The sequence below is a fragment of the Methylobacterium fujisawaense genome (assembly GCF_014138435.1).
GTDB classification, from domain to species: Bacteria; Pseudomonadota; Alphaproteobacteria; order Rhizobiales; family Beijerinckiaceae; genus Methylobacterium; species Methylobacterium fujisawaense.
Genome location: NZ_JACJIM010000011.1, coordinates 102,451 through 127,561, shown reverse-complemented (window position 1 = coordinate 127,561; position 25,111 = coordinate 102,451). Strand labels below are relative to the sequence as shown.

26 protein-coding genes are annotated in these 25,111 nt (G+C 70.0%); 12 read left to right on the top strand and 14 right to left on the bottom strand.

The features are described 5' to 3' along the window. Nucleotides 1-76: 76 nt before the first annotated feature. The 8 genes from GGQ91_RS26715 to GGQ91_RS26680 all read left to right on the top strand — a co-directional run bounded on the left by GGQ91_RS26715 (nt 77) and on the right by GGQ91_RS26680 (nt 8,080). The gene (locus GGQ91_RS26715) at nt 77-397 is read left to right on the top strand and encodes an integration host factor subunit alpha (protein ID WP_043348440.1); all 321 of its coding nucleotides are present in this window, start codon (nt 77-79) and stop codon (nt 395-397) included. A 245-nt stretch (nt 398-642) separates the two neighbouring features. Continuing rightward, nucleotides 643-1,134 (top strand): MerR family transcriptional regulator, encoded by a 492-nt coding sequence (locus GGQ91_RS26710; RefSeq protein ID WP_182593212.1) that lies wholly within the window; start codon nt 643-645, stop codon nt 1,132-1,134. A gap of 87 nt (nt 1,135-1,221) precedes the next feature. Further along, on the top strand, nt 1,222-1,641 hold the full coding sequence (locus tag GGQ91_RS26705) for a hypothetical protein (protein ID WP_182593211.1): 420 nt from the start codon (nt 1,222-1,224) through the stop codon (nt 1,639-1,641). A 120-nt stretch (nt 1,642-1,761) separates the two neighbouring features. Beyond that, complete coding sequence (locus GGQ91_RS26700; RefSeq protein WP_043348449.1) at nt 1,762-2,205, top strand: Ig-like domain-containing protein; 444 nt, start codon at nt 1,762-1,764, stop codon at nt 2,203-2,205. Between the two features lie 218 nt (nt 2,206-2,423). Beyond that, nucleotides 2,424-4,376 (top strand): PrkA family serine protein kinase, encoded by a 1,953-nt coding sequence (locus tag GGQ91_RS26695; protein WP_043348452.1) that lies wholly within the window; start codon nt 2,424-2,426, stop codon nt 4,374-4,376. 203 nt (nt 4,377-4,579) lie between these two features. Further along, a complete protein-coding gene (locus tag GGQ91_RS26690) occupies nt 4,580-5,881 on the top strand; it encodes a YeaH/YhbH family protein (RefSeq protein WP_043386438.1) in 1,302 nt (433 codons plus the stop codon). Nucleotides 5,882-5,971: 90 nt separating this feature from the next. Beyond that, nucleotides 5,972-7,543 (top strand): SpoVR family protein, encoded by a 1,572-nt coding sequence (locus tag GGQ91_RS26685; RefSeq protein ID WP_043386436.1) that lies wholly within the window; start codon nt 5,972-5,974, stop codon nt 7,541-7,543. Between the two features lie 108 nt (nt 7,544-7,651). Next, nucleotides 7,652-8,080 (top strand): PaaI family thioesterase, encoded by a 429-nt coding sequence (locus GGQ91_RS26680; RefSeq protein WP_182593222.1) that lies wholly within the window; start codon nt 7,652-7,654, stop codon nt 8,078-8,080. Nucleotides 8,081-8,086: 6 nt separating this feature from the next. Here GGQ91_RS26680 and GGQ91_RS26675 read toward each other — a convergent pair whose 3' ends face one another. The 4 genes from GGQ91_RS26675 to glyA form a co-directional block, all read right to left on the bottom strand. Next, nucleotides 8,087-8,707 carry a riboflavin synthase gene (locus GGQ91_RS26675; RefSeq protein WP_043351065.1) on the bottom strand — a complete coding sequence of 207 codons (621 nt, stop codon included), beginning with the start codon at nt 8,705-8,707 and terminating at the stop codon, nt 8,087-8,089. 3 nt (nt 8,708-8,710) lie between these two features. After that, complete coding sequence (ribD, locus tag GGQ91_RS26670) at nt 8,711-9,820, bottom strand: bifunctional diaminohydroxyphosphoribosylaminopyrimidine deaminase/5-amino-6-(5-phosphoribosylamino)uracil reductase RibD (protein WP_179697227.1); 1,110 nt, start codon at nt 9,818-9,820, stop codon at nt 8,711-8,713. Further along, the gene (gene nrdR / locus GGQ91_RS26665) at nt 9,817-10,350 is read right to left on the bottom strand and encodes a transcriptional regulator NrdR (protein ID WP_043356555.1); all 534 of its coding nucleotides are present in this window, start codon (nt 10,348-10,350) and stop codon (nt 9,817-9,819) included. The genes ribD and nrdR overlap by 4 nt, the downstream gene beginning before the upstream one ends. A gap of 102 nt (nt 10,351-10,452) precedes the next feature. Next, nucleotides 10,453-11,757 carry a serine hydroxymethyltransferase gene (gene glyA, locus GGQ91_RS26660; RefSeq protein WP_043356556.1) on the bottom strand — a complete coding sequence of 435 codons (1,305 nt, stop codon included), beginning with the start codon at nt 11,755-11,757 and terminating at the stop codon, nt 10,453-10,455. A gap of 318 nt (nt 11,758-12,075) precedes the next feature. Here glyA and GGQ91_RS26655 point away from each other — a divergent pair, with 318 nt between their 5' ends. Both GGQ91_RS26655 and GGQ91_RS26650 read left to right on the top strand, forming a co-directional pair. Beyond that, entirely contained in the window at nt 12,076-12,657 is a 582-nt protein-coding gene (locus GGQ91_RS26655; protein WP_182593210.1) for a hypothetical protein, read from the top strand. A 2-nt stretch (nt 12,658-12,659) separates the two neighbouring features. Further along, nucleotides 12,660-13,013 carry a hypothetical protein gene (locus tag GGQ91_RS26650; protein ID WP_246410935.1) on the top strand — a complete coding sequence of 118 codons (354 nt, stop codon included), beginning with the start codon at nt 12,660-12,662 and terminating at the stop codon, nt 13,011-13,013. Between the two features lie 163 nt (nt 13,014-13,176). Here the strand turns inward: GGQ91_RS26650 and GGQ91_RS26645 are convergent, their stop codons facing one another. The 5 genes from GGQ91_RS26645 to GGQ91_RS26625 form a co-directional block, all read right to left on the bottom strand. Beyond that, on the bottom strand, nt 13,177-13,494 hold the full coding sequence (locus tag GGQ91_RS26645; RefSeq protein ID WP_043386424.1) for a cupin domain-containing protein: 318 nt from the start codon (nt 13,492-13,494) through the stop codon (nt 13,177-13,179). Between the two features lie 73 nt (nt 13,495-13,567). Then, nucleotides 13,568-14,341 (bottom strand): DUF937 domain-containing protein, encoded by a 774-nt coding sequence (locus tag GGQ91_RS26640; protein ID WP_043356569.1) that lies wholly within the window; start codon nt 14,339-14,341, stop codon nt 13,568-13,570. Between the two features lie 108 nt (nt 14,342-14,449). Then, nucleotides 14,450-15,886, bottom strand: coding sequence for an MATE family efflux transporter (locus tag GGQ91_RS26635; protein ID WP_182593209.1), 1,437 nt, complete (start codon nt 15,884-15,886; stop codon nt 14,450-14,452). A 17-nt stretch (nt 15,887-15,903) separates the two neighbouring features. Then, nucleotides 15,904-17,880: a monovalent cation:proton antiporter-2 (CPA2) family protein gene (locus GGQ91_RS26630; RefSeq protein ID WP_182593208.1), complete on the bottom strand. Its 1,977-nt coding sequence runs from the start codon at nt 17,878-17,880 to the stop codon at nt 15,904-15,906. Between the two features lie 136 nt (nt 17,881-18,016). Then, nucleotides 18,017-19,636 (bottom strand): glucosamine inositolphosphorylceramide transferase family protein, encoded by a 1,620-nt coding sequence (locus tag GGQ91_RS26625; protein WP_043386418.1) that lies wholly within the window; start codon nt 19,634-19,636, stop codon nt 18,017-18,019. Nucleotides 19,637-19,995: 359 nt separating this feature from the next. Here GGQ91_RS26625 and GGQ91_RS26620 point away from each other — a divergent pair, with 359 nt between their 5' ends. Beyond that, nucleotides 19,996-20,298 (top strand): hypothetical protein, encoded by a 303-nt coding sequence (locus GGQ91_RS26620; RefSeq protein WP_053609111.1) that lies wholly within the window; start codon nt 19,996-19,998, stop codon nt 20,296-20,298. Between the two features lie 54 nt (nt 20,299-20,352). Here GGQ91_RS26620 and GGQ91_RS26615 read toward each other — a convergent pair whose 3' ends face one another. After that, nucleotides 20,353-20,790: an RT0821/Lpp0805 family surface protein gene (locus GGQ91_RS26615; protein ID WP_374701347.1), complete on the bottom strand. Its 438-nt coding sequence runs from the start codon at nt 20,788-20,790 to the stop codon at nt 20,353-20,355. 146 nt (nt 20,791-20,936) lie between these two features. Here GGQ91_RS26615 and pdxH point away from each other — a divergent pair, with 146 nt between their 5' ends. Then, nucleotides 20,937-21,560 (top strand): pyridoxamine 5'-phosphate oxidase, encoded by a 624-nt coding sequence (pdxH, locus tag GGQ91_RS26610; RefSeq protein ID WP_078947071.1) that lies wholly within the window; start codon nt 20,937-20,939, stop codon nt 21,558-21,560. Between the two features lie 70 nt (nt 21,561-21,630). On the opposite strand, the gene GGQ91_RS26605 is transcribed toward pdxH, so the two are convergent. The 4 genes from GGQ91_RS26605 to GGQ91_RS26590 all read right to left on the bottom strand — a co-directional run bounded on the left by GGQ91_RS26605 (nt 21,631) and on the right by GGQ91_RS26590 (nt 25,021). Further along, a complete protein-coding gene (locus GGQ91_RS26605) occupies nt 21,631-22,323 on the bottom strand; it encodes a 50S ribosomal protein L25/general stress protein Ctc (RefSeq protein WP_043386413.1) in 693 nt (230 codons plus the stop codon). A 159-nt stretch (nt 22,324-22,482) separates the two neighbouring features. Beyond that, entirely contained in the window at nt 22,483-22,911 is a 429-nt protein-coding gene (locus GGQ91_RS26600) for a hypothetical protein (protein ID WP_182593207.1), read from the bottom strand. Nucleotides 22,912-23,192: 281 nt separating this feature from the next. Next, nucleotides 23,193-24,083, bottom strand: coding sequence for an ABC transporter permease (locus tag GGQ91_RS26595; RefSeq protein WP_182593206.1), 891 nt, complete (start codon nt 24,081-24,083; stop codon nt 23,193-23,195). Between the two features lie 2 nt (nt 24,084-24,085). Next, on the bottom strand, nt 24,086-25,021 hold the full coding sequence (locus tag GGQ91_RS26590) for an ABC transporter permease (RefSeq protein WP_182593205.1): 936 nt from the start codon (nt 25,019-25,021) through the stop codon (nt 24,086-24,088). Nucleotides 25,022-25,111: the final 90 nt, after the last annotated feature.

The following is a 25,111-nucleotide window of genomic DNA, read 5'->3' as shown; positions in this document are numbered from 1 at the left end:
GCCTTCAGCGTTTGGTGTGGCCGCGCGTGCCGCACCATGCGTCATGGGGCGAAGGATGCGGGCGAGGGGACACGGCATGGCAGGCAAGACGGTGACGCGCGCCGACTTGAGCGAGGCCGTCTACCATCAGGTGGGCCTGTCGCGGACCGAGTCGGCCGCCCTCGTCGAGACCGTGCTGTCGGAGATCTGCAGCTGCCTGGCGAGCGGCGAGACGGTGAAGCTGTCCTCGTTCGGCTCCTTCGTGGTGCGCAGCAAGGGCAAGCGCGTCGGCCGCAACCCCAAGACCGGGGTCGAGGTCGCGATCGAGCCGCGGCAGGTGATGGTGTTCAAGCCGTCCAACGTGCTCAAGGCTAAGATCAACGGCCTGAATGGCACGGGCGTTCACGACGACGATTGAGCGGGTCCGCGTGCGGGTTCGCCTCCTGCGGGGCCTGCGCCCCGGAACGGGCTGCGGTTCATCCTGCCCCGCCCTTGTCCCGGATGCCCGGAAGGTCGCGGACGGTGAACGGGAGCCCGGCACACGACGCACCGCACAAGCGGCACCCGCTCCAAACGCCGCCGGATTCCTCAGCCTCTCAGGCTTGAGTGCGACCCTGCGACCGGTCAAGATCGGGGCGTTCCGAGCCCATTCGCAAGACGCCCATGCCGCCAGCCCTCGCCGCCGCACAGACCGACGAACCGCCGACCGGGATCGGCGAGAAGAGCGCCCACGCGTTCCGGACGATCAGCGAGGTGGCCGAGGAACTCGACGTGCCCCAGCACGTGCTGCGGTTCTGGGAGACCCGCTTTGGCCAGATCCGTCCCGTGAAGCGGGCGGGCGGCCGGCGCTATTATCGGCCCCAGGATGTCGAGCTGGTGGCGGGCATCCGGCATCTCCTGCACGTGCAGCGCTACACCATCGCGGGGGCGCAGCGGGTCCTCAAGGAGAACGGCGTCCGCTTCGTGCAGGCGGTCGGCCGCGGCGAGGCCGTGGCGGCCGAACCCCTGATTCAGGAGGTCGAGACGGAGGCGGGCGCCCGGTCCGTCACTCTCGGAGCCTCGGACCGGGCGTCCCTGGCCGAAGCCCTGGAGGAATTGCGGGCCTGCCGCGCCCTGCTCGATGGCCTGCGCGAGATGCCCGACCTGGAGGCCTGACCGGCCCAGCCTGACCGTGTAGGCACGACCGCGCGATCCGACACGCGGCCAGCGAACTTTCCGGCGACAACCTGCGTTGTCGCCCGCATGGCCGCGCCCAAACCCAAGTTGACGCCCAGCCAGGAACTGATGGCCCGCATCATGCGGATCGTCCGCACATGCCCGGAGGCGGCGTCCGAAGTCTTGGAACTGATGTTCCTCGTCAGCCAGATCGAGGCGGCCACCGGCGTCGACCGCGAGTACCGCGACGCCAAGCGCGTGATCAGCCGCCTGCGCAATCCGCTCTGGGAGATGGGTCCCACCGACCGGGAGAAACTCCTCGCGGCCGCCGAGACGATTCGCCGGGTCTGCCGTCTGGCCGAGGATGAGATTCCCCCCGCTCCGCTTGCCGATGCCGGGGAGCGCACGCGGGTCGAAGGGCGGCTCGCCGCCGCCCTGGCCGGCGAATTCGATCCCGCGCAGATCGCCCGCATCACCGGTATCGTCGCGGCGGCGCTCCAGAATTAAGGGGCCGTCCGGGCCCTCGACGCCCGTGCGCGGCGTCCCCACATGGTCTCCACCGAGGAACGGGGCATCCGGACGCGCGTCCGGAGACAGGTCCCGGCTCGGCACTGGAGAGACGCTTCCATGATTGCCCTTCGTCCGCTCGCCGCGCTGCTCGTCGGGAGCATGGCCCTCGCCGGCCCGGCGCTGGCCCAGGCGCCCGCCAGCCGAACCAAGACCGTGGCGCCCGGCAAGACCGTGCGCATCGAGATCGCGCCGAACCTCAAGAAGGATTGTTCTCCTGGGCCGATGCCCGAGTTCAAGGTCTCGGGGCCGCCGAAGAACGGCTCGGTGATCACCAAGGTCGGCAAGCTGAAGACACCGGCAAGCTATCGCTGTCCCAACAAGGAGGCGGCCGTCCAGGCGCTGTTCTACCAGCCCAACTCCGGCTTCACCGGAACCGACGAAGTGACGTTCGAGGTCAAGAGCTCCGACGGTCAAGTGCAGACGCAGACCGTCAAGATTACGGTCGCGGCGTCCGGTGCCAAATCGGGAGACGATGGCAAGAAAGAGGGCACGGATTTGTGAGCCTGGGCCCGCTTAGGCGGTATCTGCCCAGTTCAGCGGCTCGTGCAGCCGTTCGGGGGCCGCACGGAGTCTCATCTGTGCGGCCTTCAGCGCTCGGGAGTGTTGCAAGCAATCGACATGCCGGGCGCCACGCTCGCCGCACTGCGACAAAAGCGGGCCTGTCGGTTGCATCCAAGCCGAGACAGGATGAAGCTGTCACGGTCTGAGAGGGTTATCGAATGCCCATGCATGCGACGAACGACCTTTTCCAGAGCTTCGCCCGAGGGTACGAGGCCCGCCGCGACACGGAGATGACGCTCTCCGAGTACCTGGAGGCCTGTCGCGACGAGCCCCTGATGTACGCCTCGGCCGCCGAGCGCATCCTCGCGGCGATCGGCGAGCCCGAATTCGTGGACACCGCCAAGGATTCGCGCCTCGGCCGGATCTTCATGAACCGGACGATCCGGACCTACCCGGCCTTCCGGGAGTTCTACGGCATGGAGGAGACGATCGAGCGGATCGTCTCGTTCTTCCGCCACGCCGCGCAGGGGTTGGAGGAGCGCAAGCAGATCCTCTACCTGCTGGGCCCGGTGGGCGGCGGTAAGTCGTCGCTGGCCGAGCGGCTGAAGCTCCTGATGGAGGTTCACCCCGTCTACGTCCTCAAGGCGGGGGACGAGGTCTCGCCGGTCTTCGAGAGCCCGCTGGGCCTGTTCGATCCCGAGACGATGGGCGAGGAGATCCAGCGCCGTTACGGCATCCCGCGCCGGCGGCTCACCGGCCTGATGAGCCCCTGGGCGCTCAAGCGCCTCGACGAGTTCAACGGCGACATCTCGCGCTTCAAGGTGATCAAGGTCCGGCCTTCCCGGCTGCGCCAGATCGCCATCGCCAAGACCGAGCCGGGGGACGAGAACAACCAGGACATCTCCTCGCTGGTCGGCAAGGTCGACATCCGGCGCCTGGAGACCCTGTCGCAGGCGGATCCCGACGCCTACTCGTATTCGGGCGGCCTGAACCGCGCGAACCAGGGCATTCTCGAGTTCGTCGAGATGTTCAAGGCGCCGATCAAGATGCTGCACCCGCTGCTCACGGCGACGCAGGAGGGCAACTACGTCGGCACCGAGAATATCGGCGCGATCCCGTTCACCGGCGTGATCCTGGCCCACTCGAACGAGGCCGAGTGGCAGACCTTCAAGACCAACAAGAACAACGAGGCCTTCATCGACCGGATCTACGTGATCAAGGTCCCGTACTGCCTGCGCGTCACCGAGGAGCAGCGGATCTACGAGAAGCTGATCTCCAGCTCGGAACTCTCGGACGCCGCCTGCGCCCCCGGCACGCTGGAGATGCTGGCGCGCTTCTCGGTCCTGTCCCGCTTGCGCGAGCACGCCAATTCCAACGTCTTCTCGAAGATGCGGGTCTACGACGGCGAGTCCCTACGCGAGGTCGATCCCCGCGCCCGCTCGATGCAGGAATACAAGGACACGGCCGGCGTCGACGAGGGCATGGACGGAATCTCCACCCGCTTCGCCTTCAAGGTCCTGGCCGCGACCTTCAACCACGACACCACCGAGGTCTCGGCCGATCCGGTGCATCTGATGTACGTGCTGGAGCAGTCGCTCAAGCGCGAGCAGCTGCCGCCCGAGACCGAGAAGAAGTACCTGGAATTCATCAAGACCGAGCTGGCCCCGCGCTATGCGGAGTTCATCGGGCACGAGATCCAGAAGGCCTATCTCGAATCGTATCACGATTACGGGCAGAACCTGTTCGACCGGTATATCGACTATGCCGACGCCTGGATCGAAGACCAGGACTTCAAGGATGCCGAGACCGGGCAGCTCATGAACCGGGAGCTCCTGAACCAGGAGCTCACCAAGATCGAGAAGCCCGCCGGGATCGCCAATCCGAAGGACTTCCGCAACGAGGTGGTCAAGTTCGCCCTGCGCTCCCGAGCCCAGCACGGCGGCCGCAACCCGAGCTGGACCTCCTACGAGAAGCTGCGCGAGGTGATCGAGCGGCGGATGTTCTCCCAGGTGGAGGAACTTCTGCCGGTGATCTCCTTCGGTTCCAAGAAGGATGGCGAGACCGAGAAGAAGCACGGCGAGTTCGTCGAGCGCATGGTCGCGCGCGGCTACACCGAGCGGCAGGTTCGCCGTCTGGTGGAATGGTACATGCGGGTGAAGCAGGCCGGCTGAGGCGCGGGGTGTCCGGCCGGGTCCAATCCGGCCGGCACAGGGTTCGACCCTGAGATCCGACCCTTTGCCGCCACAGTTTCGGACGACCGGCCGGTGAAGATCTCGGCCCTGCTGCAAAAGAGGGATCCATCCCTCCGGTAACAGCATGGTACGACAAGGGTCCGGACCCGGCCGGAACACGCGGACGAGGGTTTTCGCAGCGGATGCATATCGTCGACCGACGTTTGAACCCGGGCGGCAAGAGCCTCCCGAACCGCCAGCGCTTCCTGCGGCGCGTGAAGGACGTGGCCCAGCGCGCGGTGCGGGAATCCGCCCGCGAGAAGGACATCAAGGATCTCGGCAAGGACGGCCGCGTCACCGTGCCGGCGGACGGCGTCCGGGAGCCCCGCTTCTCGCGCCAGCCCGGCACGGGCCTGCAGGACCACATCCTGCCCGGCAACAAGACCTACGTCGAGGGCGACACGATCGAGCGGCCCCCGGGCAGCGGCGGCGGCCGTGGTGCCGGTGAAGGCGGGGAAGGCGGCGAGAACAGCGAGGACGCGTTCCGCTTCGTCCTCACCCGCGAGGAGTTTCTGGAGCTCTTCCTCGAGGACCTGGAGCTTCCGGACCTCGCCAAGCGGCGGCTGGCCGTGGTGGAAACCGAGGGGCTGCGCCGGGCGGGCTACACGGTCACCGGCTCGCCGGCGAATCTCGCGCTCACCCGCACCCTGCGCAACTCGATGTCCCGGCGGATCGCCCTCAAGCGGCCGAAGCCCGAGGAAGTCGCGGCCCTGGAGGCGCAGATCCAGGCCCTGGCGGAGGGCGATCCAGAGCGTTCGGAACTGGAGCAGGCCCTGTTCCGGCTGCGCGAGCGGTCGAAGCGGATCCCTTACGTCGATCCGATCGACCTGCGCTTCCGCCGGTTCGAGCCCTATCCGCGGCCGATCGCCCAGGCGGTGATGTTCTGCCTGATGGATGTGTCGGGCTCGATGACCGAGCACATGAAGGACCTCGCCAAGCGGTTCTACATCCTGCTGCACATCTTCCTGACGCGCCGCTACCGGCACGTGGAGATCGTCTTCATCCGCCATACCGACCGGGCGACCGAGGTGGACGAGGAGACCTTCTTCGGCTCCCGGGAGACCGGCGGCACCCTGGTCTCCTCGGCGCTCGTGGAGATGAAGCGCATCATCGCCGAGCGCTACGACCCGAACGACTGGAACATCTACGCCGCCCAGGCCTCGGACGGCGACAACGTCTCCTCCGACGGGCCGACCTCGACGGAACTCTTGCGGTCGCACATCCTGCCGGCCTGCCAGCACTTCGCCTATCTCGAGGTGGGGGACGAGAACGGCCCCCGCGCCGGCTTCGTGGAGCACCGCACCACCCTGTGGCGGACCTACGAGGCGATCGCCAAGGCCGGCGGTCCGATCGCCATGCGCAAGGTCAACCATCGTCGGGAGATCTACCCGGTCTTCCGCGAGCTGTTCGGCCGCAAGGAAGGCCGCGCCGAGGCGGAGGCGTGACACGGAGTGGCGCGACGCGTCCCTCCCGCCTCTGCGGGGGAGGGCGAGACGCGGAGTTGGCCGGATCCAAGCAATCGAACGGGAGGCCGCATGACGCTCGTCAAGGCACGGACGCCCCAGACCATCTCCGGGGGCCAGAAACCCCTGTTCACCGGTAACGACTGGGATTTCGACACGATCCGACGGATCCACGACGCCTGCGAGGCGGTGGCCGGACCGCAGCTGGGCCTGTCCTGGTACCCGAACCAGATCGAGATCATCACGGCCGAGCAGATGCTCGACGCCTACGCGTCGATCGGCATGCCGTTGTTCTATAAGCACTGGTCCTTCGGCAAGCACTTCGCCCAGCACGAGTCCGGGTACCGCCGCGGCCTCATGGGCCTCGCCTACGAGATCGTCATCAACTCCGACCCGTGCATCTCCTACGTCATGGAGGAGAATACGGCGACGATGCAGACGCTCGTCATCGCGCATGCCGCCTTCGGGCATAACCACTTCTTCAAGAACAACTATCTGTTCCGGCAGTGGACCGACGCCGAAGGCATCCTGGACTATCTCGACTTCGCCAAGGGCTTCATCGCCCGCTGCGAGGAGCGCTACGGCCATCAGGCGGTGGAGCAGGTGCTCGACGCCGCCCATGCGCTGATGAGCCAGGGGGTCCACCGCTATCCGCGCAAGAAGCGGCCGGACCTCGCCTCCGAGCAGCGGCGCGAGCGCGAGCGGATCGAGCACGGGGAGCAGATCTACAACGATCTCTGGCGGACCCTGCCGCAGAAGGTCGGCGCCGTCCGCTCCGACATGGCCGCCGAGCGGCGCAAGGCGCTGCTGGAGCTGCCCCAGGAGAACATTCTTTATTTCCTGGAGAAGGTCGCACCCCGCCTGCGCCCCTGGCAGCGCGAGATCCTGCGCATCGTCCGCCTGGTGGCCCAGTACTTCTACCCGCAGCGCCAGACCAAGGTGATGAACGAGGGCTGCGCCACGTACTGCCACTACCGGATCATGAACGCCCTGTCGGAATCCGGGCAGATCACCGAGGCGGCCTACCTCGAATTCCTGCAATCGCACACCAACGTCATCCGGCAGCCGAACTACGACGACCGCTCCTACGGCGGCCACAACCCCTACGCGATCGGCTTCGCCATGATGCAGGACATCGCCCGCATCGCCGAGCAGCCGACCGACGAGGACCGGGCGTGGTTCCCCGACATCGCCGGCACCGGCGACGCCATGGCGGTCCTGCGCGACTGCTGGGAGAATTACCGCGACGAGAGCTTCATCCAGCAGTTCCTGTCACCCAAGCTGATGCGCGACCTGCGCCTGTTCCACGTCGTGGACGATCCGGAGGAGCCGGAGCTGCGGGTCGAGGCGATCCACGACGAGCGCGGCTACCGCAAGCTGCGCCGCGCCTTCGCGCGCCAGTATGACGTCGCCTGGCTCGATCCCGACATCGAGGTGGTGGATGTGGATCTCGAGGGCGACCGGCGCCTGATCCTGCACCACAAGGCGATCAACAAGATCACCCTGCAGAAGGACGACGCCAAGCGGGTCCTGCAGCACCTCGCCGACCTCTGGGGCTACGACGTGGTGCTCAAGGAGATCGAGCCGGCCACCGGCACGGTGCTGGGCGAGATCACCGCCAGCGCACGGCCGATCTTCTTCTGATCGGAGCCGCGCGACGGTTGATTCCATCCGGACACCGCAGGATCCGGGGGGATGGACGGGAGGCGGGCTTCGGATTGCCTCCCGGGAGCGCCCGTGCTGCAAGGGCCCATGACCGCCACGATCCTGACCCTCGCCGAGACCCGCGACTTCCTCGACCGCGAGTTCCCGCAGATGCGGGCGGGCGGGCGGGCCTACCACCTCGAGGCCGTGGGACCGCTCTCGGCGCGGATGCGGTTGGAGGCCCACGAGCGCTTCCTGCGCCCGGGCGCGACGGTGTCGGGGCCGGCCATGATGGCGCTCGCCGACTATGCCCTCTACGCGGCAATCCTCGCCAATATCGGGCCGGTGGCGCTCGCGGTGACCACGAGTCTCAACTTCAACTTCCTGCGCAAGCCCGCCACGGGGGATCTCGTGGCCGAATGCCGGCTGCTCAAGCTCGGGCGGCGGCTCGCCGTCGGCGAGGTGGCGATCACCGCTGTCGGCAGCCCGGATCTCGTCTGCCACGCCACCGGCACCTACTCGATCCCGCCGCGCTGAGGACGCTCAGGCCCGCGCCTCCGCGAGCCGGGCGGCGTAGCGAGCGATCAGGTCGACCTCCAGGTTCAGGCGGTCGCCCTGCCGCCGCTCACCCCAGGTGGTGACCTGGAGCGTGTGGGGGATCAGCAGCACCGAGAACAGGTCGCCCTGGACCGAATTCACCGTGAGCGAGGTGCCGTCGAGGCAGACCGAACCCTTCTCGGCGATGAACTTCGCCAGGGCCGCCGGCGCCCGGAGCGTGAACCGCTCGCTCGGCCCCCAGGCGCCCGCCGTGACGCTCTCGCGCTCCACGATCTCGGCGAGACCGTCGACGTGGCCCGTGACCAAGTGGCCGCCGAGTTCATCGCCGATCTTAAGGGAGCGTTCGAGGTTGATCCGCGTGCCCGCCGCCCAGGAACCTACGGTGGTGCGCGCCAGGGTCTCGGCGGCCGCGTCCACCGCGAAGACGCAGCCCCCCTCGGCCGGCTCGACCGACACGGCCGTGAGGCAGGGGCCCGCGCAGGCGATCGAGGCGCCGAGCGCGATCGTCGCCGGGTCGTAGGAGGCGCGGATCGCGATCCGGCGCAGATCACCTTCGCCCGAGACAGAGACGACCGTGCCGACGTCGCTGACCAACCCCGTGAACATCGCTTACGTCCTGTTGCGCTCGTAGGTCACGGCCTCGTCGGGTCCGAACGTGAGCCGCTCGGCCTCGCGGAACCGGTCGCCCGCCAGGGCCTCCGCCAGGGCGGGCCCCAGCGCCGGAAGACCGCCCGCCGGTCCCAGTTCCACCGGACCGGTGACCAGCGTGCAGGTATCGATCAGATCGGCCCGTGCGAGCGCCTCCGCAAGGCGGGGGCCGCCCTCGCTGCACAGGCGGGTCAGGCCGCGCTCGCCCAGCTGCGCCAGGGCCGCCGGGAGATCGATCCCGCCGGCCGCGTCGGCCGGGACGGTCGCGACCTCGACGCCGAGCGCCTCCAGGGCGCGCCGCGCATGGGCCGGGGCCGAGCGGGTGGTGAGCACCAGGGTCGGCGTGTCGCGGGCGGTCCGCGCCAGGACGCTGGCGGGCGAGAGCCGCAGATGCGTGTCGAGCACGACCCGCAGGGGCGAGCGAGCGTCCAGGCCCGGCAGCCGGACGGTCAGCGACGGGTCGTCCGCCCGGGCGGTGCCGATGCCGATCAGGATCGCGTCGGCATGGGCGCGCCAGAGATGGACCACCCCGTCCGCCACCGGGCCGGTGATGCGCAGGCGCTCCGGACCGGCGGCAGCGCAGAAGCCGTCGCGGGTGCGGGCGAGCTTGAGGTGCAGGGCCGGGCGGCCGCGTGTCACCCGGGTGATGTGGCCGACATGGTCGCGCGCCGCCGCATCCCGCATCAGCCCGGTCTCGACCGCGACGCCGCCCTGTCTCAGGAGATCGTGGCCCCGCCCCGCCACCCGCGGGTCGGGATCCTCCAGGGCACTGACCACCCGGGCGATCCCGGAGGCCAGGATGGCGTCGGTGCAGGGCGGCGTGCGGCCGTGATGTGAGCACGGCTCAAGGGTCACGTAGAGGGTCGCGCCGCGGGCGGCGTCCCCCGCGGCGGCCAGCGCCACGGGCTCCCCGTGCGGGCGTCCCCCCCGCGCCGTCGCCGCCGTCCCGAGGATGCGCCCGGTTCCGGGCTCGACCACCACGGCGCCGACCGACGGGTTCGGCCACGTGGTGCCGAGACCGCGGCGGCCCAGCGCCAGGGCGAGGCGCATGAAGTGGGTATCGTCGCTCATGGGCGGCCGGCGCGGCGCCGCCCCGGTGCCTCGGGCTCCAGCTCGGCGTCCGGCCCCGGCACGGCCGCCGGTACCGGGCTACCGTCGCTCAGCGTGCCGAGCAGGTCCTCGAAGTCCTTCGCCTCGCGGAAGTTCTTGTAGACGGAGGCGAAGCGCACGTAGGCGACGTCGTCGAGACCCTTGAGTCCCGCCATCACCAGTTCACCGATCGTCTCGGAGGTCACCTCGGGCTCCCCGGCGCTCTCGAGCTGCCGGGTGATGCCGCTGACGAGCCGCTCGATCCGCTCCGGATCGACGGCGCGCTTGCGGAGCGCCACGTCGATGGAACGTTGCAGCTTGTCCCGGTCGAAGGGCACGCGCTTGCCCGAGCGCTTGAGCACCACGACCTCGCGCAGCTGCACCCGTTCGAAGGTGGTGAAGCGGCCGGCGCAGTCGGGGCAGACCCGGCGCCGCCGGATCGCGGCCCCGTCCTCGGAGGGCCGCGAGTCCTTCACCTGGGTCTCGGAGCCGCCGCAATAGGGACACCGCATGGATGGGATACTCGGGCATGGAAACGGCCGCGGACCGGTCGGATCCGCGGCCGTTTCCTAATCCACCGAAGGGCGGCCCGAAAGACCGGCCCCGCTCACGCCTCAGCCGTAGATCGGGAACCGGTCCGTGAGAGCATGGACGCGGGTCTTGACATCGGCCTCGACCGCGCTGTCGCCCGCCTCACCCTTGGCGGCGAGCCCGTCCAGCACCTCGACGATGAAGCCGCCGATCTGCTTGAACTCGGCGACGCCGAAGCCGCGGGACGTGCCGGCGGGGGTGCCGAGCCGGATGCCCGAGGTGATGGTCGGCTTCTGCGTGTCGAAGGGCACGCCGTTCTTGTTGCAGGTGATGTGCGCCCGCGACAGCGCGGCTTCCGCCGCCTTGCCGGTGAGGCCCTTCCGCTGCAGGTCGACCAGCATCAGGTGGTTGTCGGTGCCGCCCGAGGTGATGTCGTAGCCGCCCGAGATCAGCGTGTCGGCGAGCGCCTTGGCGTTCTCCACCACCTGGCGGGCGTAGATCTTGAACTCGGGCTTCAGCGCCTCGCCGAAGGCGACGGCCTTGCCGGCGATGACGTGCATCAGCGGGCCGCCCTGGATGCCCGGGAAGATCGCCGAGTTGAACTTCTTGGCCAGCGCCTCGTCGTTCGTCAGGATCATGCCGCCGCGCGGGCCGCGGAGCGTCTTGTGGGTCGTCGTGGTGGCGACATGGGCGTGCGGGAACGGCGACGGATGGACGCCGGCCGCAACGAGGCCCGCGAAATGGGCCATGTCGACCATGAAGTAGGCGCCCACCGAGTCGGCGATCTCGCGGAACTTGGCGAAGTCCCAGTGGCGCGGGTAGCCCGAGCCGCCGGCGATGATCACCTTCGGCTTATGCTCCTGCGCGAGCTGGGCGACCTGCTCCATGTCGATCCGCTGGTCCTCGCGGCGCACCGTGTAGGAGACCGGCTTGAACCACTTGCCCGAGACATTCGGCGGGGCGCCGTGCGTCAGGTGGCCGCCCGCGGCGAGGTCGAGGCCCAGGAAGGTGTCGCCGGGCTGCATCAGGGCCAGGAACACGCCCTGGTTGGCCTGGGAGCCCGAGTTCGGCTGCACGTTGGCGAAGCCGCAATCGAACAGGCGCTTGGCGCGCTCGATGGCGAGATCCTCGGCGATGTCCACGAACTGGCAGCCGCCGTAGTAGCGCCGGCCCGGATAGCCCTCCGCGTACTTGTTGGTCAGCACCGAGCCCTGCGCCTCCAGCACGGCGCGGGAGACGATGTTCTCCGAGGCGATCAGCTCGATCTCGTGCTGCTGACGGCCGAGCTCCTTGGCCACCGCCTCGGCGATCTCGGGATCGGTCTCCGTGAGGGGGGCGGCGAAGAAGCTGTTGGAGAAGTGCTTGTCGGCGGCGGTACCGGCGCTCATGGTCTGCCTCTGTTCTGGTAGGGGCGATGCCCGGCCTTTCGTCGGCGTGCACGGGCGGGCGTTCAAGGTGGGATTCCTACACGCGCCGACGGCTCAGGCCAAGCGCAGGCATTTTGCTCGCGCGCCAAGAATAATTTGCCGCAGGCCAGGCGCCCGCTCGGCCGGATGGGGCCGAAATGTTTTCCTAATTAAGCCTGAGATCGCTCGATTGAAGGAAAAGAATCATGGAATAAAACAGGAACAAGGACGGCGGGTTCTGGCGCGATGCGAGATCATGATCCCGATGTGCTCTGGGCGTATTCCCTCGCGGAGTTGCGCTTGAGCCGAGCCTTCGTTGCTCTGGAACGCCAGGACATCAAAGCCGGATTCAGACCGGATCGGCGACGGGGCCGCGATGGTCGGTGGTGCGGAGAGGGCGGGTCGCTCACCGTCGTTCGCAAGGACCCAACGGGTGATCCTCGGATCGACGCGAAGACCGATGAGATCCTCGATGTCCTGAAGGACGTCGTCGCGAGCACCGAGCCGGAAGAGGGGTTCCTCTACGGGTTCCAGATCCACGCCAGCCTGGCGGCCCGCCTGTGCGCGCTGGATCTCCCCGGGATCGGCAGGCACGGTGTCGAGCAGAGCTTCGTCGCCGGCGACATCGTCCGCCACGGCCTGTCCGGCAGCAGACGCACGCATGTTCTTCTCCGGGATGGCCGGACCAGCGCAGCGCCGGTCCGGGCGATCTGGGACATCAAGACCGGCGAAACGGGTCTGTCGCCGCGCCGCATCCGTGCCCTGCGGGCCGGCGCAGGTGTCGACGACAGCGTCCCGGTCATCGAGATCCATCTGCTCCGCGGCATCTCCATCACGAGCCGCATCTCTGTCGCCGTCACACTCGGAGTCGTGCTCGCGTGAGTATGGAAGCGTACGCCCTGTGTCCGAGACCACTCGCCGGCGTATCGGATTGGCAGGCCGGCCTGGACGCGCTCGGTTTCGATCTGCAGCTTCGTGGAACGATGATTCCGCTGGCCTCGTCGGGGCATCTGCCGGCCGTGCGGCGCGGCCGGGCCTTGGGCTTCGAGTGCTCGATCGTGCCGTTCTCGGAATTGAAGGAAACCTATCCGGAGACCGACTTCGCCGGCTCCTGGCCATGCGTGTACGCGTTCTGGTTCGGCACCATCGCGGAATCCATCGGCGCCCTCATGGCGATCACGGCCTGCGTGACATCGGTCGGGGGCTCGCCTTCTTTCCCGAGGACGGTCGCTTGCTGACCGCCGATCAGGCCGTCCGGTACGCGCGCGAGACGGTGCCCGCGGCTGAGGAACTGGAACGGCAACTCGGCCCCGGACCGGAATGATCCGTCTTCCTCCTCAGCGCCGAGCCTGAGCCGGCCGAGGAGTCCCGGCTGAACCAGCCACGCCCGCCGGACCTATGTCAGACCTGCGACGCGAGGTTCGTCTCGATCAAGACCGTCTCGGTCTCGAATTCGGCGGCGTGCCACGCCCCGGCCGGGAAGTGGAACACGCTGCCGGCCGAGAACGGCTTGCGACCCTGCTCGGTCTCCAGGACCCCGGAGCCCGCGAGCACCTGCACGAACTGCTCGTGGTCGTGACTGTGGGCCGGCGCCGAGATGCCCGCCGGCACCACCACGCGCACGAGGCTGGCACCCGCACCCGGGATCGCGCGCTTGGCGACGCCATTCCCGGCGACGCTCTCCGTGCGATCGTCCCAGGCGGTCAAATGGTCGCTCATCGGCGGATCTCCTCGGCGACAGGTTGCCGCTTCGATCCGCGGGGTCAACGTCCGCCCGGGCCCTGTCCCTGCGTCAACCGGTCCCGCCGGACGGGCGACCGCGCCGGCCCTTGCCCGCCGCGGGATCGGCGGGCGCCGGATCGGGACGTGCCGGGGTGCCGTCCGAGGACTGGGGCGTCGCGCCCCCGGAGGCAGGCCAGAAGGTCTCGAACAGCTCCTGCATCGCCCGGATGTTGTTGCCCTGAACCTCGGCCCCGGTGCGCATCATCTGCTGGAACACATCCGAGCCGGCTTCGCCTGCAGTTCCCTGCGACGGCTTCGCGGTCGGCTTGGCGGCCGGCTTCGGCGGCGGCGCCGGCGGCTGGACCGCGGGCATCATCGCCTTGGCCATCTCGGCCCAGGCCGGCCCGAACGGGAACGGAACGGGCGGCGGCGGGCTCGACCGCGCCTGGGCGGGCTCGGCCTGCGGCTGGTTCAGCATGACATGGACGATGCTCGCCACCACGGCCCCCGCCATCATCGGCAGCATCTGGCGCAGCACCTGCGCGCCGACGCCGCTCGTGGCCGAGGCCTGCCGCAGCACGGCCTGCATCAGCTGCGCCGAGCCGAACATCTGGCTGAGGGCCTCGAAGCCCTGCGGCGGCGCAGGCTTGGCGGCTTCCAGCCCGAACATCCGGGCGAAGCCGGTCGGGTCCACGCCGACGCTGCGCTGGAGCCCCAGGGTCAGGGCCGGCATCAGCGCCTCGAAGGCGCGGGCCGTCTGCTCAGTCGTCAGGCCGAATTGCTGGGCCATGGCCTGAAGGCCGGCCTCGCCCTGGGCCTGGAACATCTCGAGCGGGTTGAACATGACGCCTCGATCCTGCCCCGGCCGGGACAGGCCGAGACAGGGTATGGTGACCCGTCACGCGGGGAAATACCAGTTCTTCCCCGCGGAACTTGCGCCTTCTCCGCCGTCTCAGTGCAACGGCTCGGGATGGGCATGGCCCGGCGGCAGCGGCGCCGGCCTCTCCAGCACCGCCGCCGCAGCCTCGGGCTCACGCCCGCGCCGGCCGCTCCCTTCCAGGCGGTCCACCGTGCGGCGGGCCAGCAGGATGCCGAGGGCGCCGAAGACCAGGGATCCCACGCCCATCCCGGCGACCACGCCGCGGGGGCCGTAGAGCGCCGCCCCGAGCATCGCCGGGGGGACCGTGCCGAGGGTCGCGCGCCCCCAGTTCAGCAGCGTCGAGCGCAGGGGGAAGCCGAGATTGTTGAAGGCGGCGTTGCCGAGGAACAGCAGCCCGTTGAAGAACCAGATCGCGCCGCCGACGAGGCAGAAGAAGCCGAAGAGCTCGGCCGAGACCCCGTGCAGGCCGAACAGGCTGGCGAGCCATCCCCGGGTCAGCGCCAGGACGAACCAGACCACGGCGACATAGGCCAGCGTCACCCGGACCGCCGCGCGCAGCACGCCGCGCATCCGGTCGAACAGGCCCGCGCCCCAGTTCTGCGCCAGGATCGGGCCGATCGCCCCCGACAGGGCGAACAGGCCGCCGAAGGCCACCGGCGTCAGGCGGTCGATCACCGACGCGGCGGCGACCGCATCGGCCCCGTAGCCGGCGAACAGCCGTGCCAGGAACGCGCTCGCCACCGAGGGGGCGAGATTCGTGAGCACGGCCGGTCCCGCGACGCCGGCCAGGGCGGCGGCGTCGGCCGGCAGGTCGGACAGGTGCGGCCGGCGGAGGAGGCCGTGCCGGGCGACGCCGCGGACGCCCACCGCCACGAAGGTCGCGCGCGCGACGCAGACGGTGATCGCCGCGCCCGTGACGCCCAGGCCGGCCCCGAAGATCAGCAGCGGATCGAGCAGTGCGGTGACCACCGCTCCGGCCAGGGTGACCGACATCGCCTGCCTGGCTTCGCCCACCGCGCGCAGCAGGCCGGTGAACAGCATGCCGGCGGCGAGCAGCAGGTTCGACGGAAGGGTGATGTGGAGGAACAGGATCGCCACCCGCAGCGCCTCGCCCTTCGCGCCGATCAGGGCCAGGAGCGGGTCGGCGAGCAGCGCGATCAGCACCGCGATGAGGGCGGCCACGAGGCTGCCGAGGACCAGCGCGGAGGTCGCGAGGCGCCGCGCCGCCGCGCGGTCGCGCGCGCCGACGGCCTTCCCGACCAGCGCCCCGGCGGCGATCATCAGGCCGATATTCACCGCCGTGGCGAAGAACTGCACGATGCCGGCGAAGCCGACCGCCGCGGTGAGGTTCGGGTCGCCGAGCGTCGACACGTAGAGCAGCGACAAGAGGTCGACGACGAAGATCGCCATCAGCCCCACCGATCCGGTGGCGGCCATCACCACCACGTGCCGGAGGATCGAGCCGGTGACGAAGCGGCCCGCCTCCGCCGGGGGCGGCCCGTCGGACATGTCAGACATCCGGCCGGTCACGCATCCCGGGCGCTGCCTTCCGCTTCCAGCTCCGCCTCCGAATCGGTCTCCCCCTCGGCGGCGTCCGTCTCCTGCGGCGCCAGTGCGGGCTTCTCCAGCAGCCGCTCGGCCGCCTCGCGCCGGTCGCTGCCCACGAGGTCGCGGGTCTCGGTGCTGAGCGCCCGCGCCGGCCGGACCGGAATGGTCAGCGGCTCGGGCTTCAGACCCGCCGCGGCGCCGCGCATCCAGCCGGCGCCGTCCGGCAGGGCCCCGGCCTGCTGCAGGACGAGGCGGGCGATGTCGCGCTTGCGCACGTCGTCGGCCCGGGCCGAGGCGGCCTCCGGCGACAGGCCGAGCCCCTCGAGCGCCGACCGTCCGAAGGCGAGGGCGGATTCGGCGGTCTCGCGGATCTGGTAGTCGACGTCCCGGTTCATCAGCTCCACCGCGTGCAGGCGGTCGTAGGCGCGCACGAAGGTGCGCACGCTGGAGAACTCCTCGTGGACGATGTCGACGATCTTGAGAGCGCCCTCCCGGTCGTCGACGCAGATGCAGACCAGCTCGACCCGGCCGATCCCGGCGGCGCGGAGCACGTCGAGCCGGGTGCCGTCGCCGTAATAGATGCGGAAGCCGAAGCGCGAGGCGGCGCGCAGCTGCTCCACGTCCTTGTCGATCACCGTGACGGGGATGCCCTCGGCCATCAGCACCTGCGTCAGCACCTGCCCGAAGCGGCCGAAGCCGATCACCAGCACCCTGGCGTCGCCGCTCTCGGTCAGCTCGGTGGAGGGCGCCTCCAGCGCGCGGGTGCTGCGCGCGGTGCGCCGCTCGATCAGCTTGTCGAGCCCCTTGGCGGCAATCGGCCCGATCAGCATGGTCAGCGCGGCGAGCGCCACCGCGAAGCGCGTCGCCGTGACGCCGGTGAGGCCGAGATCCTGGGCCTGAGGCAGCAGCACGAAGGCGAACTCGCCCGCGGGCGCCAGAACCGCCGCCCCCCGCAGGGCCCCCAGCGTGTCCGAGCCGAACAGCCGGAACAGGCCGGCCACGATGGCGACCTTGACCAGGATCGCCGCCAGGGTGGCGCCGAACAGGGCGGGCCAGACCTCCCGCACGAGGTTGCCGTCGATCGACATGCCGACGCTCATGAAGAACAGGCCGAGCAGCATGCCGCGGAACGGCTCGATATCGGCCTCCAGCTGGTGGCGGAAGTTCGACTCGGCCAGCAGGATGCCGGCGAGGAACGCGCCCATCGCCATCGACAGGCCGACCTGCTCCATGAGGAGCGCGGTGCCGAGCACCACCAGGAGCGCGGCTGCGGTCATCACCTCGCGGGCGCCGCTCGCGGCGAGCAGCCGGAAAAAGGGGTTCAGGCCGTAGCGGCCGACCAGCACCACCGCCAGGATCGCCGCGAGCGCCTTGCCGGTGGAGAGGGCCGCTTCCCCGAGCCAGGAGACGTCGGTCGCCTCCCCCGCCGAGGCCAGCAGGGGCATCAGCGCCAGGATGCCGACCACCGAGAGGTCCTGGAACAGCAGGACCGCGAAGGCGCGGCCGCCATAGGCGCTGGAGAGATCGCCCCGCTCCTCCAGGAGCTGCAGGGCCACCGCGGTGGCCGAGAGCGCCAGCGCGAGGCCGATCACCGCGGCGGCGCCCAAGCTGAGGCCCGCCAGGATTCCGGCGCCGCCGAGCACCAGCGCGCAGAGGACGAGCTGCGCGGTCCCGAGGCCGAAGATGTCGCGCCGCATCGAGACGAGCTGCGACAGGTGCAGTTCCAGGCCGACGATGAAGAGCAGCAGCACCACGCCGATCTCGGCGACGCTCGCCGCCGTCTCGGGCTCGGCGATCAGCGACAGGCCCGAGGGCCCGATCAGCACCCCGGCCACGAGATAGCCCAGCACGGCGCTCTGGCCGATCAGCCGGAAGATCGGCACGCCGATCACCGCCGCCGTGAGGAAGGTCAGGACCGGCGGCAGGAAGCTCGCATGTTCGACGGGGCTCGCCATGGTGATCGTCCCGGCGGTTCTGCTTGATCGGCGCGGGTGGAGCCCCCCGCTTAGCGTGCGCGGGGCCGGGATGCGAGCCGTCCGCGGGTGCCGTTCGGCACCGACGGGTCCGCGCCGGGCGCGGCGCGGGCCGGGATCAGCCTAGGAGTCGCGTGCGGGCCCGGTGCGAGCCGTCGATGAACTCGAAGCCGCCGGCGGCGCTCAGCATGTGCAGGCGCGTGCCCGGCCAGGCCGCCCCGGGCCGCAGGCGCGTCTCGACCCGCTGCGCGTAGGCCTCCTCGTCGAGGCGCAGGATCCGGGCGAGGCCGAGCGCCGCGCCGTAGCCCTCGCGGCAATCCTGGACCGGCCGGATCAGGCCGCCGTCGCGCGCCACGATCGGGCCCGCGGCCCGGGCCGAGCCGATGTCGATCAACACCGGGTTGTGCCGGTGCGGGGTCCAGGGCCCGCGGAAATGCGGCGCGTGCCAGAGATGCAGGGTGTCGGAATAGCTGCCCCCGCCGGCCCGGACCGTGGCGAACATCCACCAGCGGCCGCCATGCTGCAGCAGGGTCGCATCCCCGGCCACGACCCCGTCGAGGAGCACCGCCTCGTGGACCCATCCGCGCGGGAAGTCGGTGGCCCGGTAGAGGTCGATCGTGCCGGAGGCGTGGGATTCCGGGATCATCCAGACCTGTCCGTCCGCCTCGAACACGAACGGGTAGGAGAGATGGGTCTCGAGTTCGAGCACCGGCTCCGGACGGCCGCGGGGTCCGGTCTCCCCGAAGCCCACCGCGGCGATCACGCCCTTGCCGCGGCGATAGTCGAACTCCTCCACGAACAGGGTCACGGCGCCGTCCCGGGCGATCGCGAAGGGGTCGGCGTAGAAGCGCCGGCCGTCGTCGGGAAGGACCTGCCAGCCGCCCTCGGGATGCCGGCGCAGATCGATCAGGTCGGGGCCGACGATCCGGCGCCAGCCCACCCGCCAGTGCGGGCCGTGGAAGCAGAGGGCGTAGAGCCTGCGGGCGATCTGCCGGGCGAGCCCCCCGGCGGCCCGCCGCCGGGCGCCCAGGCCGCCGAGGTCGTAGGCGGTCGCGGGCTGCAGGGGCGCCCCGGCGCCGTCGGGAAGCTCCGTCGAGGCGGCGCCGTCGAGGGCGGCGAGGATCAGCGTGATGGTCCGCGCGAGGTAGCCCTCGAAGGCCGCGAGCATCACCGTATGCGATTCCGCGCCCAGGCGCCCCAAGGCCACCGGCTTGCCGTCCGGTCCACGCAGGGCCGCCACCGGGGCACCATGGGCGAACAGGGCCGCGAGCAGGCCGGCTTCGCCCGGCATCCCGTCATAGTCGAGCCGCCACGCCGGTGCCGATCCCGGTTCCGCAGGCGCGCTCGAGAGATCGAGGACGAGATCCTGGGCGCCGCTGCTGCGGAGCTCCTCGCCCGCGGGGCTCGCCTCGTAGGACGCGAGCGCCACCGGCTCGGCCGCCGTGGCCAGGCCCGGCCGGGGCAGGCCGTGGATGGTGGCCTCCAGCCGGAACAGGAGTTCCGCGTTCGGCGGCAGCCCCCCCGCGTGGTCGACCCATGCGACGCGGATCCGGTGGTCGGGCCGCTGCCCGAGCTGGTCGAGAAGGCGGATATGCCAGCCGCGCAGCGCCCGGCGGTCCAGTCGAACGGTGACGGTCCGGCTGCGGGGGAGCGTCCGCGAGGGCGAAGGCTCGGCCCGGGCGGGAGCCCGGCCGCCGGCCGCCGATGGCCGGTCCATGCCTCCGGTCGCCCGCTCCATCAGCCGGTCGGCCTCATGCCCCGCGTGCCGGCTTTCGTATCGACGTTCACGGCAACCAGACCCGGTATGCGCCCGGCGGTGACCGCCGATACGGTCGTCGCGCAGGCTCGAATTCTGTTACGCCGCGCCACGATCAAGCACGGCCGGATCGATGTCTACCGGTTCAATCTTAACAGCGGAGACGATTTCTGGGCGGTGAACCGAAAAAATCGAAATTCAGGGCGTCGAATAGGCGGGTGTTGGCAGACGGTGATACAATGCCGTGAAGCCGCGGCGGTTCGCACCAGAGTCCGCCTTTGAGGGAACCGCGCTTTCAGCTGGACCGTTCGCTTGGCAATGACATGGTGCGGAGACAGGACATGACGCGCAAGACGCTGACGGTGCCCCTCGCGGCGATGCTCCTCGCCGCCACTCCGGGGATGGCCTTTGCCTGGGGCGGCGGCGGTGGCGGTGGTGGCGGCGACAGCGGCAGCGGCCTCTCGCCCTACGCGGCGCTGAGCGGCAACGATCGTTCGGCCGGGGTCAACAACGGCAATTACCGCGACCCAGCCCTCGACCCTTACATCCGGACTTACGATCCGGAGGCCGCGGCCCGCTACGCCGCCCCGCCGGCGGCGCAGCCGCGGTTGCGCGTGCGGCCGTATTACGGCCACCCCTACTGAGAAACTTCGCCGGCTGAAAGACTTGGCTGAGGCCGCCGGGCGCGGCGGCCTCGTTCAGGAGCGGCCGGCGCCGCTCGCGCTCCGGACGCGCTTCAGCGTCCATGGGCCGCCCGAGAGCTTGCAGCCGGTGCCGCGGACGAAGCGGCTGCGGGCCGGTCCGATCACCGAGGCCAGGAAGTTGCGGCAGATCAGGTCGTCCGAGACATAGGGCAGGCCGGTCGGGTTGACCGACCCGTGAAGCCCGGTCTCCGGATTGTCCCATTTCACGGGCCGCCCGTTGCCCTGCGGATCCAGGGCGACGCCCAGGGCGGCACGCGCCCGGCGCCAATCCTCCTCGGCGAGGTCGTCCCCGAAGCTCACAGGCCGCTTCTCGATGCTGCCGGTGACGGTGGGCTCCTCGACCACGCGCGGCGCCGCCGGGGGATCGCCCCGGAAAATCAGCAGAGGCTGGCTGCAGCCGCACAGGGCCATCGCCACCGACACGACCGACACGGACGCGCAGATGCGCGCCCGCCGGCTTGGCCCTTTACACGCGCATCGCCGCATTACACCTGACTCACGACGGGCTTTCCGCTCGACCGAACATGCCGATGTCGGTGCCCCCTCAGGCCCTTGACGCGGCAGGCAGGAGTCTTGGCGTGGATCAGTTAAGGACCGATGACCCGAAGAGCGCGGACTTCACACTGAGCGACGACCCCTTCGGGCTGTTCGCTTCCTGGATGAAGGACGCGGAGGCGGCTGAACCCGAGGACCCGAACGCGATGGCGCTCGCCACCGCCGGGTCGGACGGGCTGCCGGACGTGCGGATGGTGCTGCTGAAGGGCTTCGACGCCCGCGGCTTCGTCTTCTACACCAACACGCAATCCACCAAGGGGGAGGAGCTGGCCCAGAACCCGCAAGCCGCCCTGGTGCTGCACTGGAAGAGCCTGCGTCGGCAGGTGCGGGCCCGGGGCCCGATCACGCCGGTGACGGCCGAGGAGGCGGATGCCTATTTCCAGAGCCGCCGCCGCGAGAGCCGGCTCGGCGCCATCGCCAGCCAGCAATCACGCCCGCTCGCCGATCGCGCCACGCTGATGAGCGCCGTGGCGGACCTCTCCGAGCGCTACGGCGAAGGGCCGATCCCCCGGCCGGAGCACTGGACCGGCTTCCGCATTGCGCCGGTCACCCTCGAATTCTGGCAGAACGGCGATTTCCGCCTGCACGACCGGGTCCGCTTCACCCGGGCCGGCGATGGCTGGAGCCGCGCGCGGCTCTATCCCTGACCGCCCGCCCGAACGAAGAGAGCCCCGGCAGGGCCGGGGCTCTCGAGAGTGCGGAGCAGTGCGACGAGGCTCAGGCCTCCTCGCCGTCTTTCTTCTCGTCCTCGGAGGTCTCGGCCTCGGCTTCGGCCTTCTCCTCGGCGGCCTCGGCCGACTGCGCCTCGGCGATGGCGGCCTCCTCGGCCTCCACCTCGGCGCCCAGCACGGTCGGCGGCACGATGTTGGCCACCGGATCGGTCGCCTCACCGGTGTAGGTGCCGGCCGGGATCTTGATGTCGGAGACGTGGATCACGTCGCCGATCGCGCGGCCGGTCAGGTCGACCTCGATCGCGTCCGGGATCTGATCCGGGGCGACGTCGAGGGCGAGCGTGTGGGCCACGATGTTGAGGGTGCCGCCGAGCTTCTTGATGCCGGGGGCCGCGTCCTCGTTGACGAAGTGCACCGGCACCTCGACGGTGACGGTCTGGCCCGAGACGACGCGCAGGAAGTCGACGTGCAGCGGCACGCCGGAGACCGGGTCGAGCTGGAAGTCGCGCGGGATCGCGCGGATCTTCTTGCCGCCAGCGTTGATCTCGAACAGCGTCGTCTTGAAGCCGCCCGCGTAGATCAGGGTGCGGGTGCGGATGAGATCGACCGCGATGGATTGCGGCGGCTGGCCACCGCCGTAGATGACGGCGGGAATCTGGCCCTGGCGACGAACGGCCCGGGCGGCCCCCTTGCCGACCCGGTCGCGTGCCACGGCCTCAAGCGTCTTGACTGCGCTCATGGCGTGATCCTTACGAATTGCTGGAGCCGGAACGCGAAAAGGCCGCCCTGTGCGGACGGCCAAGCCCTTCCCGACGCGCCCCTGCCTCCAAGGGTGTCTCGGGGGCGCGGGCTGCGCATACACGGATGGGGGTGGGTTGGCAATGTTGCGGTGGAGCCCCTACGCGGCCGCGAGGCCGCGGCGGAGGATGATGCCGATCGCCTCATCCCGGGTGGGACGCTCCGGCTCGGACAGGCGCCACGCCTCGATCGCGTTCAGCACATCCACAGGGATGGAAGCCGCGTCGACCGGCTGGGGGGCGCCAACCATCACACCGAAGCGGCTCAATGCGAAAGGCGATCCACCCTCGGCGGTCAGGTATAGGGTGGTCGCGACCTTTTCTCCGCTCGCCAAGCGATCGACGATGTCGTGCGCCTCGTGCAAGTCCAGGCCGAATGCCATCAGGGCCTTCACGAGGTCGACGGGCTGATCGTTCGAGGCCGAAATCTGAAGCACGAGTTCAACGGGGATACCGGAAGGGTGGTGGCCGGCGCCCCCGTTTCGGTCCCGCTCCTGTCGTTCGAGCGCCTCCTTCAATGACGACCGCATCAACTTCAGCCTCTCTCAGGATCTCCGCGCCGATCGCGTTCAGCCCCGCTCGCCCAAGGGCACCCTTGTGCAGCCCCTGGATGTGGGCGCGACGAAAATACAAGGTTCGGCCGATCTGCTCCAGTTCGCCGACAGCCTCCAGCCGTCCGGCAGGCGTCTCGATTTCGATCAGAACCGTATTGCCGCGGCCGTAAGCGAGGATCGCGATCGCAACGGAACCAGCTGGCCACACCCGCGAACCTCGTCGACTCGACGGCCTCCAGGGTGAGCGGGTAAGCGCCCTACCGCAACCCCGCCATGGCCCGCCGCGCCCGGCGCTTCTGCAGCCACAGGGTCAGGCCGAGCGCCGTCCCGATCACCAGGGCCGAGACGGCGGTGGTCATCGTGCCCAGCGCATAGATCTCCGGCGTCGTCACCGTGGTGGTCAGGCCCTGCAATTCAAGCGGCAGGGTGTTGCGGCCGCCGATCGCCTGGCTGGTGCGGGCGAGTTCGTCGAACGACAGGGTGAAGCCGAACAGCGCGACGCCGACGAGCGCGGGCGCGAGGATCGGCACCACCACGTGGCGCAGCGTCTGCGGACCGCTGGCGCCGAGGTCGCGGGCGGCCTCCTCGTAGGCCGGGTCGAACCGGTTGAAGACCGCGAACATGATCAGCAGGCCGAAGGGCAGCGTCCAGGTCAGGTGCGCCCCCAGCGCCGAGGTGTAGAGGCCCATCAGCGTGCCGTGATCCTCCAGGAACCCCCAGCCGGTGGCGGCGGCGAGCGCCTTGATCGCATCGTCGAGGAGCCGGAACTCCAGCCCGATGCCCAGCGAGACCACGATCGAGGGCACGATCAGGCTCGACACCGCCAGGGCGAAGACGAGGCCGGCCCCCCGAAACCCCTTCCGGAAGGCGATGCCGGCATAGAAGGCGATCGTCACGGTGAGTGCCATCACCACGAGGCCGAGCGCCAGGGAGCGCCGCAGAGCCGCCCAGATGTCGACCACGCCGACGCCCTCCCAGAGCTTGGCGAACCAATGGGTCGACACGCCGTTCATCGGGAAGGTCAGGCCGCCGGAGGGCCCCTGGAAGCTCAGGGCCAGGATGGTCAGCGTCGGCCCGTAGAGGAACAGGACGTAGAGGGCGAAGACGCCGGCCAGGAGATAGAAGGCGAGGCCGCGGGGCCGGTCCATCGCTACAGCTCCCGCCGGAGGTCGATCATCCGGGTGAGTCCCAGGATCATCAGCAGCACGGCAGCCAAGAGCACCATGGCGTTGGCCGCGGCCGCCGGGAATTGCAGGTAGGCCATCTGCACCTGGATCACCTTGCCGACGCTGGCGATCTGCTGGCCGCCCATGACGCCGACGGTGACGAAGTCGCCCATCACCAGGGTCGTCACGAAGATCGTCCCGATGGCGATGCCGGGCTTGGCCAGCGGCAGGATCACGGTCCAGAGGATCTGTGCGCCGGACGCGCCGCAATCCCGCGCCGCCTCGATCAGGCGCCGGTCGATCCGCGCGAGACTGTTGAAGATCGGCACGATCATGAACACCGTGTCGAGGTGCACGAAGGCCAGGACCACCGCGAAGTCGGAGTAGAGCAGGCCCTCGATCGGCGCGCGGATCAGCCCGAGGGCACGGAGCGTGTCGTTGACGAGGCCGTTGCGGCCGAGCAGCGGGATCCACGAGATCATGCGGATCACGTTCGAGGTCCAGAACGGGATCGTGCAGAGCAGGAACAGCCCCATCCGCACCGTGCCGGAGCGGATATAGAAGGCCAGGAAGTAGGCGATGGCGAAGCCCAGCGGCAGGGTGATCGCCAGCGTCAGCGCGACGAACTTCACCGTCGAGAGATAGGTGCGCAGCGTGGTGCAGAGGTCGGCGGACAGGCAGCCGTCGAAGACGTCGGCGTAGTTCTGCAGGGTCAGCGCCGGGATGATCTCGTACTCGTTGTACTCCCACAGCGAGACGATCCCGGTGAGCACCAGCGGCACCACCAGGAAGACGAGGAAGACGAGGGCCAGCGGCGCGGCCTGGAGATAGGCGAGGGTGCGGCGGCGCGGGCGGCCCGCAACGGTGGGCGCTGCGGTCCGCGCGGCGGTCTCGGCGGCGGGCAGGGCGAGATCGGTCATCGGATTCACCCCACGCGCGCCGCCGCTTCCCTCCCCCTCTGCGGGCTCCGATGTTCACACATCGGCTCCCGCGAGGCGCACCGCGCCCCC